Here is a 14,056-nt window from a genome sequence, read left to right as displayed (position 1 = left end):
CGCAACGTTACCAAAGGACTCAACGCCGCCGGGGCAGTACCACCACGCGGGTGCCGGAGGCCAGGTCCGACCAGCTGCGACGCTCGGTATCGAACAGCACCCAGAGGTGGCCGAGCCCCAGCGGCAGGAAGGCGAGCGCGCCGACCAGGCAACGCATCAGGGCCTGGCGCCGGCCGATGGCGTGGCCGTCGAGGGTCTGCACCCGCAACCGCCAGGCCTGCATGCCCAGCGTCATGCCGCCGCGGGTCCAGAAATAGGTGAAGAAGGCCAGCGCGGAGAGCGCCAGCAGGGCGCGCAGCGACCATACCTGGGCGGCGCCGAGGCCGACCCGCTCGGCGGGCAGCCCCAGCAGCAGGCGCGTCACCGCCACGTGGGCGGCACCGATGACGATCCACAGCGCCAGCAGCAGCAGGCCGTCGTAGAGCATGGCGCCGAGCCGCCGGCCGAGGCCGGCGGGCCAGACGTCGTCGAGGCAATCGAAGCGGCGCGACATGGCAGGAACCAGGCGGGTCAGCCGGTACGGCGCAGCAGGTAGAGGCCCAGGCCGGCGCACAGCAGCGTCGGCACCAGCACGGCCCAGGCCGGCGAGAAGCCGAACAGCGTGGAGGCCGGCCCCAGCAGGTCCTGCAGGTACTTGAACACCAGCCCGGTGACCACGCCGTAGAACACCCGGGTGCCAGCGGCCACGGTGCGCAGCGGGCCGAACACGAAGGACGCCGCCACCAGCACCAGCGAGGCCATGGTCAGCGGCATCAGCATCTTCTGCCAGAAGTAGATCAGCGGCTGGGTGGCGTCCTGGCCCTGGGCCTGCAGGTGGCGGGCATAGGCCCACAGCTCGCTGGGCGCCTGGGTCTCCACGTCGCGCAGCAGGCGGTCGAGCACGTCGGGCGTCAGATCGGTCTGCCAGGCGTGCGTCTGCCAGTGCCGGGTCTCGGTGTGATCGTCGACGAAGCGGGTCTCGTCGACGTCATGCAGCACCCAGCCGCCGTCCTGCCACACCGCGCGGCGGGCGCTGAGCGCCTCGCGCAGCTGCTGGCCCTCGAAGCGGTAGCGGGTCAGGTCCAGCACCACCTGGTCGGCGCGGATCGCCCCGAAGCGGTAGAAGTCGTTGCCCTCGCGCTGCCAGCCGCCGCTCTCGGTCAGCACCGAGCCCTCGCCCTGGCGCTTCTCGAGCCGCCAGGCGCTGGCGAACTGCTCGGTCTTGGGACTGACGAACTCGGCCACGAACAGCACTACCACGATCACCAGGATGATCGGCTTCATCACCCCCCAGAGGATGCGCACCAGCGAGCGGCCCGCGGCGCGCATCACGGTGAGCTCGTTGCTCGAAGCCATGCTGCCGAGCCCGATCAGCGCGCCGATCAGCACCCCCACCGGGGCATATTGATAGAAGCGCCAGGGCAGCCGGAACACCAGATAGAAGAGCACCTGCAGGGCACCGTAGTCGCCCTCCACGTCGCCCAGGTCGTTGATGTAGGTGATCACCAGGTCGAGCCCCAGCAGGATCACCTGCACCACCAGGATCGCCCCGAGTACCTGGCGGGCGATGTAGCGATCGAGACGGTCGGCGATCATCCGCTCATCCCCTTGCGTTGTGCCTGCAGCGTCATGCCCAGGCCGATGGCCAGGAAGGCCGCGTGAATCGGCCACATGCCGACGCCGGCCGGCCAGCTGCCGCGGGAGATGGCATCCTGGGCCGCCAGCAGCAGGCTGAGATAGGCCACGTAGAGAAAGATCGCCGGCAGCAGCTTGGCGAAGCGCCCCTGGCGCGGATTGACCCGCGACAGCGGCATCGCCATCAGGGTCAGGACAAACACCATCAGCGGCAGGCTGAGGCGCCACTGCAGCTGGGCCGCGGCGGGCGTCGAATCGTCGTCGAACAGCGCCGCGGTGGTGGCGAACTCGGGGTCGTCGAGGTCGAGGCTCTTCTCGTCGCGCGACAGCCGCACCGCATAGGTGCCGAACTCGAGCCGCTCGGCCTCGGCGCGGCCGGGGGCGACGCTGTAGCGCTCACCGTCGGTCAGCACCAGGAAGCGGCTGCCGGTGTCCTCGTCGACGGTCTGATAGCCGCCGGTGGCGCGGGTCACCAACGTGGCCGGCGTGCCGTCGGAGCGGCGCTGACGCTCGCTGATGAACACCCCGTGCATCTCCTGCTGGTCGTCGCTCAAGGCCTCGGTATAGGCCGTACGCCCGCTGCCGAAGTCCTGGAAACGCCCCGGATTGAGCACCGAGAAGTCGAGCTGGCTGCGCTGCTTCTCGAGCATCACCTCGTTATGCAGTGCGCCGGCAGGGCTCAGCCATAGGCTGCACAGCCCCACCATCACCGCCACCAGGGTGGCCGGCACCAGGCTGACCTGCAGCAGCCGGTTGGGGCTGGTGCCGCAGGCCACCAGCACGGTGATCTCGCTGTTCAGGTAGAGCTGGCCGTAGGCCAGCAGGATGCCGAGGAAGAACGCCAGCGGCAGGATCAGCTGCAGAAACCCCGGCAGGTGAAACAGCATCAGGGTGCCGAGAATATCCAGGGGGATCTCGCCGTCCGCCGCGTTGGCGAAGTAGCGAATGAAGCGGCTGCCCATGATCACCAGCAGCAGCACCCCGGCCACCGCGGCCATGGTCTGCAGGATCTCGCGGGTCAGATAGCGGAATATGATCAACGTGGTCTCCCGATCCGGGTCCGTCCGGCCCGGCCCTCTTCCATGCAATGAGACGCAGGCCCGGGGGAGTGTCGAACGCCACAGTTCGGTGTGAAGTCCGGCAGGCTCCTGGGGTACACTGGGACGACTCGGCAATATGCCGGCATTATCCAGAATCCCCCACCGCTTGTCTTGTGGAGACACCATGGAATTCCCAGTTCAGACGGCCAATCCCGCCAAGGTCGAGACGGCCTGCCTCGTGGTACCGGTGTTCAAGGATGGCGATCTGCTGCCCGCCGCCGCCAAGCTCGACGACGCCAGTGAGCGGCTGATCGGCCAGCTGATCGAGCGCGAAGACTTCGACGCCAAGCTTGGCAACGTGCAGATGATTCCGTTCGCGCCCGGCCTGAGCGCCGATCGCCTGCTGCTGGTCGGACTGGGAACCCGGGACAAGTGCCAGGAAGGCGCCTTCCGCAAGGCCGTGGACGCGGCCTTCACTGCCCTGGCGGCGCTGCCCGCCGACGACGCCGCGGTGGCCTTCACCGACGTGCCGGTGCTTGATCGCGACAGCGACTGGAAGGCGCGCATGGTCGCCGAGGCCGCCCATCGCGCGGTCTACCGCTTCACCGAATTCAAGTCCGAGCCCGGCCCGGCGCCGAAGCTCGATCGCGTGACCCTGCTGGTCAGCGAAGGCGACGACGCCGAGGCGGCCCGCGAGGGCGCCCGGGTCGGCAACGGCATCGGCCAGGGCATCAACGCCGCCCGCACCCTGGGCAACCTGCCCGGCAACGTCTGCACGCCGCGCTACCTGGCCGAACGCGCCGAGCAGCTGGCCGCCGACTCCAACGGCGCGCTGAGCGCCGAGATCCTCGACGAGGAAGCCCTGGAGGCGCTGGGCGCCCACTCGCTGCTGTCCGTGGGCCACGGCAGCGACGAGCCCTCGCGGCTGATCGTGATGAAGTACCAGGGTGCCGAGGATCCCGACGAGGCGCCCCACGTGCTGATCGGCAAGGGCATCACCTTCGATTCCGGCGGCATCTCACTGAAGCCCGGCGCGGGCATGGACGAGATGAAGTTCGACATGTGCGGCGCCGCCAGCGTGTTCGGCGCCGTCACCTCGGTGCTCGCCGTGCGCCCGAAGATCAACCTGGTGGCCATCGTCGCCAGCGCCGAGAACATGCCAAGCGGCCGCGCCACCAAGCCCGGCGATATCATCAAGACCCTCAAGGGCCTGTCGGTGGAGGTGCTCAACACCGACGCCGAGGGCCGCTTGGTGCTGTGCGACGCTCTGACCTACGCCGAGCGCTTCGAGCCTGCCAGCGTGGTCGACATCGCCACCCTCACCGGCGCCGCCATCATCGCCCTGGGCCACCACGCCACCGGGCTGATGGCCAACGACGACGACCTGGCGCTGGACCTGCTGGACGCCGGCGAGACCGCCTGGGATCGCGCCTGGCACCTGCCGCTGTGGGACGAGTACCAGGAGCAGCTGGATTCCAACTTCGCCGACCTGGCCAACATCGGCGGCCGCCCGGCGGGCACCATCACCGCCGGCTGCTTCCTCTCGCGCTTCGCCGACAAGTTCCCCTGGGCGCACCTGGACATCGCCGGCACCGCCTGGAACTCCGGCGCGCAGAAAGGCGCCACCGGCCGCCCGGTCAGCCTGCTGACCCAGTACCTGCTGGACCGCGAGGCCGAGGGCAAGGTCGAATCCGACGGCGAGGCCTGAACGCCGCCGCCACGCCCGGGCTTGCCTTTTGGGCGTGGCGACTTTTTCATGTGAATGTCGACATTCGTTGACCGGGCGGCCTCTCGCCCGGCCACCCTGTTTAGCCTGCCGGGGCGCCGGCCGCGCCCCGAGAGAAGCGGAGACCAAGCCGTGTCCACCGAACGTTTTTCCGTGCTGCCCACCGCCGACGCCACGGCGACCCCGATCCGTGAAGAGATCCTGAGCAATCCCGGCTTCGGGCGCTACTTCACCGATCACATGGCCCACGTCCGCTGGACCGTCGACGCCGGCTGGCACGGCCATGAGGTACGTCCCTACGGCCCGCTGACCCTGGACCCGGCCGCCGCGGTGCTGCACTACGGCCAGGAAATCTTCGAGGGCGTGAAGGCCTATCGCCACGCCGACGGCTCGGTGTGGACCTTCCGCCCCGAGAAGAACGCCGAGCGCTTCCGCCGCAGCGCCCGCCGCCTGGCGCTGCCGGAGCTGTCCGACGAGGACTTCATCGACTCGCTCAAGGCGCTGCTGGCCCAGGACCACGACTGGGTGCCGACGCCGGCCAGCGAGGCCGACGAATCGAGCCTCTACCTGCGCCCGTTCATGATCGCCAGCGAGACCTTCCTCGGCGTGCGCCCGTCCCACGAGGTCGACTACTACGTCATCGCCTCGCCGGCCGCGGCCTACTTCAAGGGCGGCATCAAGCCGGTCTCGATCTGGCTGTCCTCGCACTACAAGCGCGCCGCGCCCGGCGGCACCGGCTTCGCCAAGTGCGGCGGCAACTACGCCGCCTCCCTGGCCGCCCAGAAGGAAGCCGCCGATCACGACTGCAGCCAGGTCGCCTTCCTCGACGCCGCCGAGAACAAGTGGATCGAGGAACTGGGCGGCATGAACCTGTTCTTCGTCTACCGCGACGGCCGTATCGTCACCCCGCGCCTGACCGACACCATCCTCGAGGGCGTGACCCGCGACTCGGTGCTGACCCTGGCGCGCGACGAGGGCCTGACCCCGGAAGAGCGCCCGATCAGCATCGACGAGTGGCGCGAGGGCGCGGCCAGCGGCGAGATCGTCGAGGTCTTCGCCTGCGGCACCGCCGCGGTGATCACCCCGGTGGGCGAACTGGTGACCGAGGACGACACCATCCGCCTCTCCGCCGAGGGCGACAACGAGATCGCCAAGCGCCTGCGCACCCGTCTGCTCGATCTGCAGTACGGCCGCAGCGAGGACAAGTACGGCTGGCTGACCCGCCTGGTGTAAGCCTCCCCCCCCCGGGCCGGCGCCCGGGGAACCCGCCCCTTCCTGCAGGAGAGATCGCATGAATCCCGTGATGCTGATCACCGGTGCCGGCCGCGGCATCGGCGCGGCCACCGCGCGACTGGCGGCTCGCCAGGGTTATACGGTGGTGGTCAACTATCTCCGCGACCATCGGGCTGCCGAGGAAGTGATCAGCGCCATCCGCGAGGCGGGCGGCCAGGCCATCGCCGCCCAGGCCGATGTCGCCAGCGAGGACGGTATCCGAGGGCTGTTCGCCACCGTCGACGCCGAGCTGGGGCGTCTGGACGTGCTGGTCAACAATGCCGGCGTGGTGGACGCCAACTGTCGCGTCGAGGACATGGACTTCGCCCGCGTCGAGCGCATGATGCGCATCAACGTCGCGGGGCCGATGATCTGTGCCCGGGAGGCGGTGAAACGCATGTCGACTCGCCGCGGCGGCAACGGCGGCGCCATCGTCAACGTGTCGTCGGTGGCCGCTCGCCTGGGCGGGCCCGATGAGTATGTCGATTACGCCGCGTCCAAGGGCGCCATCGACAGCCTGACGCGAGGGCTGGCGCGAGAGGTCGCCGGCGAAGGCATTCGCGTCAACGCCGTTCGCCCCGGCGTGATTCGCACCACGATCCACGCCAGCGCCGACAATGCGGGCAAGGTCGACACCGCCGGCCAGCGCATCCCGCTGGGTCGCATCGGCGAGCCCGAAGAGATCGCCTCGGCCATCATGTGGCTGGTCGGCAGCGAGTTCTCCACCGGCTCGCTCATCGACGTCGATGGCGGCGTGTAACGAGGGACCATGACCCGCATCGATTTCTATATCCTCCCCGAGACCACCCTGGAAGCGCGGCTGGCGTTCGCCTGCCGGCTGGCCGAGACCATCGCCCGCAAGGGCTATCGGCTGCACCTGCACGCCGAGGACGAGGCCATGGCCCGGGAGCTGGACGACGTCCTCTGGACCTTCCGGCCCGACGCCTACCTGCCCCACGCGCTGCTCGGCAGCGAGCAGGCCGACAGCGTGCCGGTGACCATCGGCTGGCAGGAACCGCCGCCCGGCGACGCCGGCGTGCAGGCGATGCTCAACCTGCACCCGGAGATTCCCGAGTGGTTCTCGCGCTTCGAGCGGGTCGCCGAGATCATCAACCAGCATCAGGCGGTGCTGACCGCCAAGCGGCGCTGCTGGCAGACCTACAAGAAGCGCGGCTACCCGGTCACGCCGCACCATCTGCGCGCCGGGGCCTGATTTCCGCCTGTTCCTGAGCCGTACTGTTCGGGGCTAGCCCGGCGACAGGTCTCAGAGGGGCGCTATGAACCCATCCCTGGGCGCTTCTTTGGCCATCCATGGCCAAAAACCCCCTCTTCGACCTGTCCCCGGCGCCCCTCACTGCATCGAGAAGCCCGTCGACCGCCCATGACGCCGCCCGGCCCCTCGGGCTATAATCGACCCCATTTTTCGCGTCCCGCACGGCCGGCCTGACAGGCCCGCCGTGCCGCGTCGTCGCCACCTCCTTCGACCCGGAAGACTCCATGGACAAGACCTACCAACCCGAGCAGATCGAAACCCGCTGGTACGAGCGCTGGGAAGCCGACAACCGCTTCGCCCCCTCCGGCGAGGGCGAGCCGTTCTCCATCATGATCCCGCCGCCCAACGTCACCGGCAGCCTGCACATGGGCCATGCCTTCCAGGACACCATCATGGACACCCTGACGCGCTGGCGGCGCATGCAGGGTCGCAACACCCTGTGGCAGGTGGGCACCGACCACGCCGGCATCGCCACCCAGATGCTGGTGGAACGCAAGGTCGCGGCCGAGGAAGGCAAGAGCCGCCACGACCTCGGGCGCGAGGCCTTCACCGACAAGATCTGGGAGTGGAAGCACGAGTCCGGCGGCCACATCACCCGCCAGCTGCGCCGCATGGGCGCCAGCGTCGACTGGTCCCGCGAGCGCTTCACCATGGACGACGGCTTCTACCAGGCCGTGCAGGAAGTCTTCGTGCGCCTCTATGAAGAGGACCTGATCTACCGCGGCAAGCGGCTGGTCAACTGGGACCCGACCCTGCACACCGCGATCTCCGACCTCGAGGTCGAGAACAAGGACCAGCAGGGCCAGTTCTGGCACTTCCGCTACCCGCTGGCCGACGGCGTGACCACCGACGACGGCAAGGACTACCTGGTCGTCGCCACCACCCGTCCCGAGACCCTGCTCGGCGACAGCGCCGTGGCGGTCAACCCGGAAGACCCGCGCTACGCCTCGCTGGTCGGCAAGTTCGTCGAGCTGCCGCTGGTCGGCCGCCGCATCCCGGTCGTGGCCGACGAGCACGCCGACATGGAGAAGGGCTCCGGCTGCGTGAAGATCACCCCGGCCCACGACTTCAACGACTACGAGGTCGGCAAGCGCCAGAACCTGCCGCTGATCAACGTCTTCTCCAAGGACGCCGCCGTGCTCGAGGCCGCCGAGGCGTTCGACCTCCAGGGCCGCCCGCTGGCCGACATCGACACCTCGCTGCCCGCCGCCTACGCCGGCCTCGGCCGCTTCGAGGCCCGCGAGCGCCTGGTCGCCGACATGGACGCCGCCGGCCTGCTTGAGCAGGTCGAGACGGTCAGCAACACCCTGCCCTTTGGGGACCGCTCCGGCGACGTCATCGAGCCGCTGCTCACCGACCAGTGGTTCGTCGCCGTCGAGGAGCTGGCCAAGCCGGCCATCGCCGCGGTCGAGAACGGCGACATCGAGTTCGTGCCGAAGAACTACGAGAACATGTACTTCGCCTGGATGCGCGACATCCAGGACTGGTGCATCTCGCGCCAGCTGTGGTGGGGCCACCGCATCCCGGCCTGGTACGACGAGAGCGGCAACGTCTACGTGGCGCGCAGCGCCGAGGAGGCCCGCGCCAAGCACGGCCTGACCGACGACGTCGCCCTGACCCAGGACGAGGACGTGCTCGACACCTGGTTCAGCTCCGGGCTGTGGACCTTCGGCACCCTCGGATGGCCCGAGCAGACGCCGGAACTGGCGACCTTCCACCCGTCCAGCGTGCTGGTCACCGGCTTCGACATCATCTTCTTCTGGGTCGCCCGGATGATCATGATGACCCTGAAGTTCACCGGCGAGGTGCCCTTCAAGCAGGTCTACGTCCACGGCCTGGTGCGCGACGCCCAGGGCCAGAAGATGTCCAAGTCCAAGGGCAACGTGCTCGACCCCATCGACCTGATCGACGGCATCGAGCTGGAGACCCTGGTCGAGAAGCGCACCGGCAACATGATGCAGCCGCAGAAGGCCAAGGCCATCGCCAAGGCCACGCGCAAGGAGTTCCCGGAGGGCATCGAGCCCCACGGCACCGACGCGCTGCGCTACACCTTCCTGTCCCAGGCCACCACCGGCCGCGACATCAAGTTCGACATGGGCCGCCTCGACGGCTACCGCAACTTCTGCAACAAGCTGTGGAACGCCTCGCGCTACGTGCTGATGAACGCCGAGGGCCAGGACTGCGGCGCGGCCGGCGGCGACGTCGAGCTGTCGCTGGCCGACCGCTGGATCATCTCCCGGCTGCAGAAGACCGAGGCCCAGGTGACCAAGGCGATGGAGGAGTTCCGCTTCGACCACGCCTCTCAGGCGCTCTACGACTTCGTGTGGAACGAATACTGCGACTGGTACCTGGAGCTCTCCAAGCCGGTGCTGTGGGACGACGGCGCCTCTGATGCCGCCAAGCGCGGCACCCGCCGCACCCTGGTGCGCGTGCTCGAGGCCGTGCTGCGCCTGGCCCACCCGATGATGCCCTACATCAGCGAGGAGATCTGGCAGCGCGTGGCGCCGCTGGCCGGCGTCGACGGCGAGTCCGTGATGACCCAGCCCTGGCCGCAGGCCGACAAGGCGCTGATCGACGAGGCCGCCACCCGCGATATCGAGTGGCTCAAGGGCGTGATCGTGGCCATCCGCAACATCCGCGCCGAGATGAACATCGCCCCGGGCAAGCCGCTGGAGGCGCTGCTGACCAAGGGCACCGCCGGCGACAGCGAGCGCCTGGAGGCCAACCGGCTGTTCCTCTCCAAGCTGGCCAAGCTCGAGAGCGTCACCTGGCTCGACGATCCCGAACAGGCGCCGCTGTCGGCCACCCAGCTGGTCGGCGAGATGGAAGTGCTGGTGCCCATGGCCGGGCTGATCGACAAGGACGCCGAGCTGGCGCGTCTGGCCAAGGAGATCGAGAAGCAGGACAAGCTGATCGGCGGCATCGAGAAGAAGCTCGGCAACGACAGCTTCGTCGCCAAGGCCCCCGAGGCGGTGGTGCAGAAGGAGCGTGCCAAGCTGGCGGACTTCGAGGCCGCCCGCAAGGTGCTGGTCGAACAGCGCGACAAGATCGCCGCGCTCTAGGAAACACCCTGTGTAACGCGAACGGCCCGCCTATCCGGCGGGCCGTTCGCGTATGGACTCGTTTATCGATAATAAGAAAGCCTGGTTTCGCGTCACGAGCGAAGAGAGGTGGGGGCGCCTAGCCTGGCCGCCGCCGGCGCGCAGCCACCGGAGTGTAGCCTGCTACATGAGGATGGCGACGGTCCGACGCTTCGGCACCGCCGGCGGCCAGGATCTCGAGCGCAGTAGCGAACCCTGGTTTTCTCAGTTGGCGCGGCGGAAGCCACCCAGCACGTGCTGGTCGGGGCCGAAGAACACCAGCCGGTCGTGATCGATCAGGTAACGATAGGCCTGGTCCAGCATCTCGGTGACCTGGCGGGCGCCGGCCATGTTCGGGCAGGCCCGGCGGGTCGAGGCCAGTCGGGAGAACTCGATGCGGTTCTGCGCATCCAGGGCGACACTGCCGGTGAGGCGGTTGCAGCCGTCGCTGCCGGTGACGCTGCCGTCCGCCGCGACCTGGAACCAGGGCGTGGCCGGCATCTCGAGGCGGTCGCTGGTGCCCACCAGCAGCAGGTTCCAGCGCGGGCCGACCACCGGGCCGGACACGGTATCGCCGGGCTGGCTGACCGGCGCGGGGCCGGCGGCACAGCCGGTCATCAGGGCGACAAGAAGCAGCGGCAGGGCAAGGCGTAACGTGGCGATCATGTGGCTCATCCTTGATCGTGACAGGTGTGGAAAGCGGAGGTGGAAACGCACCCAAGCTTGCCCCAGGCCGGACGTTCGGACAATGCTTGCCTCATCCCATCGACACGGAGAAGTCCCATGCTCAACGCTCTTCACAACGACGCCCTCGGCAAGCTGCTGCTACGACTCGCGGTGGGCGGCCTGATCCTGCTCCACGGCGTCTCCAAGCTGCTCAACCCCGGCTCGATCGAGTGGATCGGCGGCATGCTGGAGGGCCATGGCCTGCCCGCCGTGCTGGCCTACGGCGTGCTGATCGGCGAGATCGTCGCGCCGGTGATGGCCATCCTCGGCTGGCAGACCCGGGTCGCCGGCCTGCTGATGGTCGGCAACATGCTGGTCGCCGTGCTGCTGGCCCACACCGGTCAGCTGTTCATGCTCAACGACAACGGCGGCTGGCAGCTCGAGCTCCAGGGCATGTTCTTCGTCGGCGCCCTGGCCCTGGTCTTCCTCGGCAGCGGCCGCATGGCGATCAAGCCCGACTGAGCGCGCCCGGGCATCTCGAACGACAACGCCGCCGACGGCTTCCCGTCGGCGGCGTTGTTCATGGAGCAGCGTCCGGCAACCCGTTACCAGCTGCCGGTGTTCTCCATGGATGCCCAAGGCTCCCTCGGCGCCTGCGGCTCGCCGGCCTGCAGCAGCTCCACGGAGATGCCGTCGGGGCTCTTCACGAAGGCCATGTGGCCGTCGCGGGGCGGACGATTGATGGTCACGCCGTTAGCCTGGAGGTGCTCGCACAGCGCGTAGATATCGTCCACGCGATAGGCCAGGTGGCCGAAGTTGCGGCCGCCGGTGTAGGTCTCCGGGTCCCAGTTGTACGTCAGCTCGAGCTCAGGCGCCTGCAGCTCGGTGGAGCGCGATTCGTCCGCCGGGGCGGCGAGAAACGCCAGGGTGAAGCGCCCCTTCTCGCTTTCCTTGCGGCGCACTTCCTGGAGCCCCAGCAGGTCGCAGTAGAAGTGCAGCGAGGCATCCAGGTCGCTGACGCGGACCATGGTGTGCAGATATTGCATGTCTCTCTCCCTATTCACGATTCGTTCGGGTTTCACAAGTCTGGGCAATGGGGGCATCCTGACGCCTCACCCCGATTCCTTCCGCGACGAGCAGGTTCCATGAGCCACTACTGTGACCTGGCCCCCGGCCATCCGTTTCACGGTCCCTACCACGACCACGAGTACGGCTTTCCCGTCGCCGACGACGACACGCTGTTCGAGCGCCTGGCCCTGGAGATCAACCAGGCGGGCCTGTCCTGGCTGACGGTACTCAAGAAGCGTGACGCCTTCCAGGCGGCCTTCGAGGGCTTCGCCGTCGACCGCGTGGCCGCCTACGGCGAGGCCGAGCGCGCCCGGCTGCTGGCCGACGCCGGCATCATCCGCAACCGTCTCAAGGTCGATGCCGTGATCCACAACGCCGGCGTGATCCAGGCGCTGCGTGCCGAGCACGGCAGCTTCCGGACCTGGCTGGAGGCGCATCATCCGCGCTCCCACGCCGACTGGGTCAAGCTGTTCAAGCGCACCTTCCGCTTCACCGGCCCCGAGATCGTCGGCGAGTTCCTGATGAGCAGCGGCTTCCTGCCCGGTGCCCACCGCGACGACTGCCCGGTGCAGGCACGCATCCTCGCCGCCGGCCCGGCCTGGCAACGTGGCTAGCCCGCAACGCGAGCAGGGCGACCCTGGGGTCGCCCTGCGTCTGTCCTGATGCCCTGTCGGCGCCGGCTTAGAGGCGCTCCACCAGGCCGGCAATGGCCTGGCGAGCCTCGCTCATGGCGCCGTCCTTCTGCGCCTCGCCCATGTTGAGGCCCTCGGCGAACACGGTATTCACCTCGCCGATGCCCATCAGGCCCAGCATGTGGGTAATGTGCGGCGTCTGGCTGTCGAGCGCGGTGCCGGCGTACTGACCGCCGCGGGCGGCCAGCAGGATGGCGCGCTTGCCCTCGACCAGGCCTTGCGGGCCATTCTCGGTATAGCGGAAGGTCACGCCGGCGCGCAGCACGCGGTCGAACCAGGCCTTCATCTGGGTCGGCAGGCCGAGATTGTAGAGCGGCACGCCGAGCACCAGCACGTCGTGCGCCAGCAGCTCCTCGATCAGGGCGTCGGAACGGGCCGCAAGCTCACGCTGCTCGGCGTCGCGCTCTTCCGGGGCTACCTGCCAGCTGCCCAGCTCGGCCAGGCCCAGGTGCGGCAGCTCGTCGGCCACCAGGTCGCGGCGGGTGATCTCCACGCCGTCTCGCTCGCCGGCCAGGGCGCTGAAGTGATCGGCCAGCGCCTGGGAGTTGCCGCCGAGAATGGAAGAGGTCAGAACGAGGACGCGGGTCATGGCGATCTCCTTGAAGCATCGTTAGCTGAGGAATGATCGCCATTATATATTCGTTTTTGGCCACGATAAGCGGGAAAAACCGCAGCTGTCGTTCGACTATATCGAATAAAGCCCGCTCGACTCAGGGCGCGATGCCCTGGCCGCAGCCTCTATAGACCTCGCCGTTGATACCCAGCGTCACCCGGGCCGGCCACGGCTGGCCGCTCATGTCGTCGAAGCAGGCCTTGGCCTCGATGCGCAGCGTGAAGGGCCGCGCCGCCTGGCCGCTGGCCAGGATCACCCGCCCGGCCTCGTTGTCGAGGGTGGTGACCCGGTAGGGCAACGTCAGCTCGCGCTCTCCGTAGTCCAGGGTCAGGTCGAGCCGCGGCGCGTCGTTGGCCAGCTCGACGTTCCAGCCCGGCTCGTTGCCGCGACCGTGGAACATCACCCCCGGGTGGCCCTCGCGGGTCAGGGCATCGAGCGTGACGTCGCGCCGGCAGTCCAGCCGACCCCGCTGGCTCTCGACCAGCGCCTCCTCGCCCTTCAGCCACACGCTCAGCCCGCCGTTCTGATAGCGGCTGCCGCTGGCGACGACCGCCGGCGCGAGGCGATTGGCGCCGGCGGCCGACCACAGCCGCAGCTCGTCCTCGCCTTCGGCGGTGATCAGATCCTGGGCCGGCGTGCAGCGCCAGCCGACCAGCTGGCTGGCCTCGCCGGGAAACAGCGTGGACGGCAGCAGCGGCGCCTTGGGCGACGCCTCGTCGCCGGCTTCATCGGCACCGTCGACCGCGGCGTCGGCTACCGCCGGCGACGAGGCGCCGGCATCCGGTGCCGGCGAGTTCACGTAGGTGATGCAGCCGGACAGGCCCAGCGACATCAGCAGCGGCAGGACGATCCGGCAGGACGAGAGACGGGGCATGGCAATGACTCCTTGTGCGGCGAGACTCCATCGCCGCCAGCATACCAGCCGTCGGTGGGATTGGCCGCGGCAGCGGGCCGACTGGCCCCCGTAGCTGAATCAAACTAAACTTGCTCTTCATCATCATGAAGTTAGCTC

At 68.7% G+C, this 14,056-nt stretch carries 14 protein-coding genes; 7 read left to right on the top strand and 7 right to left on the bottom strand.

The window, feature by feature from the left end; genetic code table 11:
* Window positions 1–19 precede the first annotated feature (19 nt).
* Genes MYL53_RS08210 through lptF form a run of 3 tightly spaced genes read right to left on the bottom strand, consistent with a single transcriptional unit; the run spans window position 20 to window position 2,654 of the window.
* Window positions 20–493: an RDD family protein gene (locus MYL53_RS08210; protein WP_247853154.1), complete on the bottom strand. Its 474-nt coding sequence runs from the start codon at window positions 491–493 to the stop codon at window positions 20–22.
* Window positions 494–510: 17 nt separating this feature from the next.
* The gene (gene lptG / locus MYL53_RS08205) at window positions 511–1,575 is read right to left on the bottom strand and encodes an LPS export ABC transporter permease LptG (protein ID WP_247853153.1); all 1,065 of its coding nucleotides are present in this window, start codon (window positions 1,573–1,575) and stop codon (window positions 511–513) included.
* Window positions 1,572–2,654, bottom strand: a complete 1,083-nt coding sequence (gene lptF, locus MYL53_RS08200; RefSeq protein ID WP_247853152.1) for an LPS export ABC transporter permease LptF — start codon at window positions 2,652–2,654, stop codon at window positions 1,572–1,574. Before lptF ends, lptG begins: the two co-directional genes overlap by 4 nt.
* A gap of 184 nt (window positions 2,655–2,838) precedes the next feature.
* Between lptF and MYL53_RS08195 the strand changes: the two genes are divergently transcribed.
* The 5 genes from MYL53_RS08195 (at window position 2,839) to MYL53_RS08175 (ending at window position 9,987) form a co-directional block, all read left to right on the top strand.
* Window positions 2,839–4,362 carry a leucyl aminopeptidase gene (locus MYL53_RS08195; protein ID WP_247853151.1) on the top strand — a complete coding sequence of 508 codons (1,524 nt, stop codon included), beginning with the start codon at window positions 2,839–2,841 and terminating at the stop codon, window positions 4,360–4,362.
* A gap of 150 nt (window positions 4,363–4,512) precedes the next feature.
* Window positions 4,513–5,613, top strand: a complete 1,101-nt coding sequence (locus MYL53_RS08190) for a branched-chain amino acid aminotransferase (protein ID WP_247853149.1) — start codon at window positions 4,513–4,515, stop codon at window positions 5,611–5,613.
* 58 nt (window positions 5,614–5,671) lie between these two features.
* The gene (locus MYL53_RS08185) at window positions 5,672–6,412 is read left to right on the top strand and encodes an SDR family oxidoreductase (protein WP_247853148.1); all 741 of its coding nucleotides are present in this window, start codon (window positions 5,672–5,674) and stop codon (window positions 6,410–6,412) included.
* Window positions 6,413–6,421: 9 nt separating this feature from the next.
* Window positions 6,422–6,865, top strand: coding sequence for a DNA polymerase III subunit chi (locus MYL53_RS08180; RefSeq protein ID WP_247853147.1), 444 nt, complete (start codon window positions 6,422–6,424; stop codon window positions 6,863–6,865).
* A gap of 284 nt (window positions 6,866–7,149) precedes the next feature.
* Window positions 7,150–9,987, top strand: a complete 2,838-nt coding sequence (locus MYL53_RS08175) for a valine--tRNA ligase (protein WP_247853145.1) — start codon at window positions 7,150–7,152, stop codon at window positions 9,985–9,987.
* A 243-nt stretch (window positions 9,988–10,230) separates the two neighbouring features.
* Here MYL53_RS08175 and MYL53_RS08170 read toward each other — a convergent pair whose 3' ends face one another.
* Complete coding sequence (locus MYL53_RS08170) at window positions 10,231–10,671, bottom strand: META domain-containing protein (RefSeq protein ID WP_247853144.1); 441 nt, start codon at window positions 10,669–10,671, stop codon at window positions 10,231–10,233.
* A gap of 117 nt (window positions 10,672–10,788) precedes the next feature.
* Here MYL53_RS08170 and MYL53_RS08165 point away from each other — a divergent pair, with 117 nt between their 5' ends.
* Window positions 10,789–11,193, top strand: coding sequence for a DoxX family protein (locus tag MYL53_RS08165; protein WP_247853143.1), 405 nt, complete (start codon window positions 10,789–10,791; stop codon window positions 11,191–11,193).
* Window positions 11,194–11,276: 83 nt separating this feature from the next.
* On the opposite strand, the gene gloA is transcribed toward MYL53_RS08165, so the two are convergent.
* Entirely contained in the window at window positions 11,277–11,717 is a 441-nt protein-coding gene (gene gloA, locus MYL53_RS08160; RefSeq protein ID WP_247853141.1) for a lactoylglutathione lyase, read from the bottom strand.
* A gap of 99 nt (window positions 11,718–11,816) precedes the next feature.
* Between gloA and MYL53_RS08155 the strand changes: the two genes are divergently transcribed.
* A complete protein-coding gene (locus MYL53_RS08155) occupies window positions 11,817–12,353 on the top strand; it encodes a DNA-3-methyladenine glycosylase I (RefSeq protein WP_247853140.1) in 537 nt (178 codons plus the stop codon).
* Window positions 12,354–12,420: 67 nt separating this feature from the next.
* Here MYL53_RS08155 and MYL53_RS08150 read toward each other — a convergent pair whose 3' ends face one another.
* Both MYL53_RS08150 and MYL53_RS08145 read right to left on the bottom strand, forming a co-directional pair.
* The gene (locus MYL53_RS08150) at window positions 12,421–13,020 is read right to left on the bottom strand and encodes an FMN-dependent NADH-azoreductase (RefSeq protein ID WP_247853139.1); all 600 of its coding nucleotides are present in this window, start codon (window positions 13,018–13,020) and stop codon (window positions 12,421–12,423) included.
* Between the two features lie 121 nt (window positions 13,021–13,141).
* Window positions 13,142–13,918, bottom strand: a complete 777-nt coding sequence (locus MYL53_RS08145) for a COG3650 family protein (protein ID WP_247853138.1) — start codon at window positions 13,916–13,918, stop codon at window positions 13,142–13,144.
* Window positions 13,919–14,056 lie beyond the last annotated feature (138 nt).

The organism is Halomonas getboli, from assembly GCF_023094245.1.
GTDB classification, from domain to species: Bacteria; Pseudomonadota; Gammaproteobacteria; order Pseudomonadales; family Halomonadaceae; genus Halomonas; species Halomonas getboli.
The sequence above is the reverse complement of the archived record's forward strand: the minus strand, read 5'-3'. Positions and strand labels throughout refer to the sequence as shown.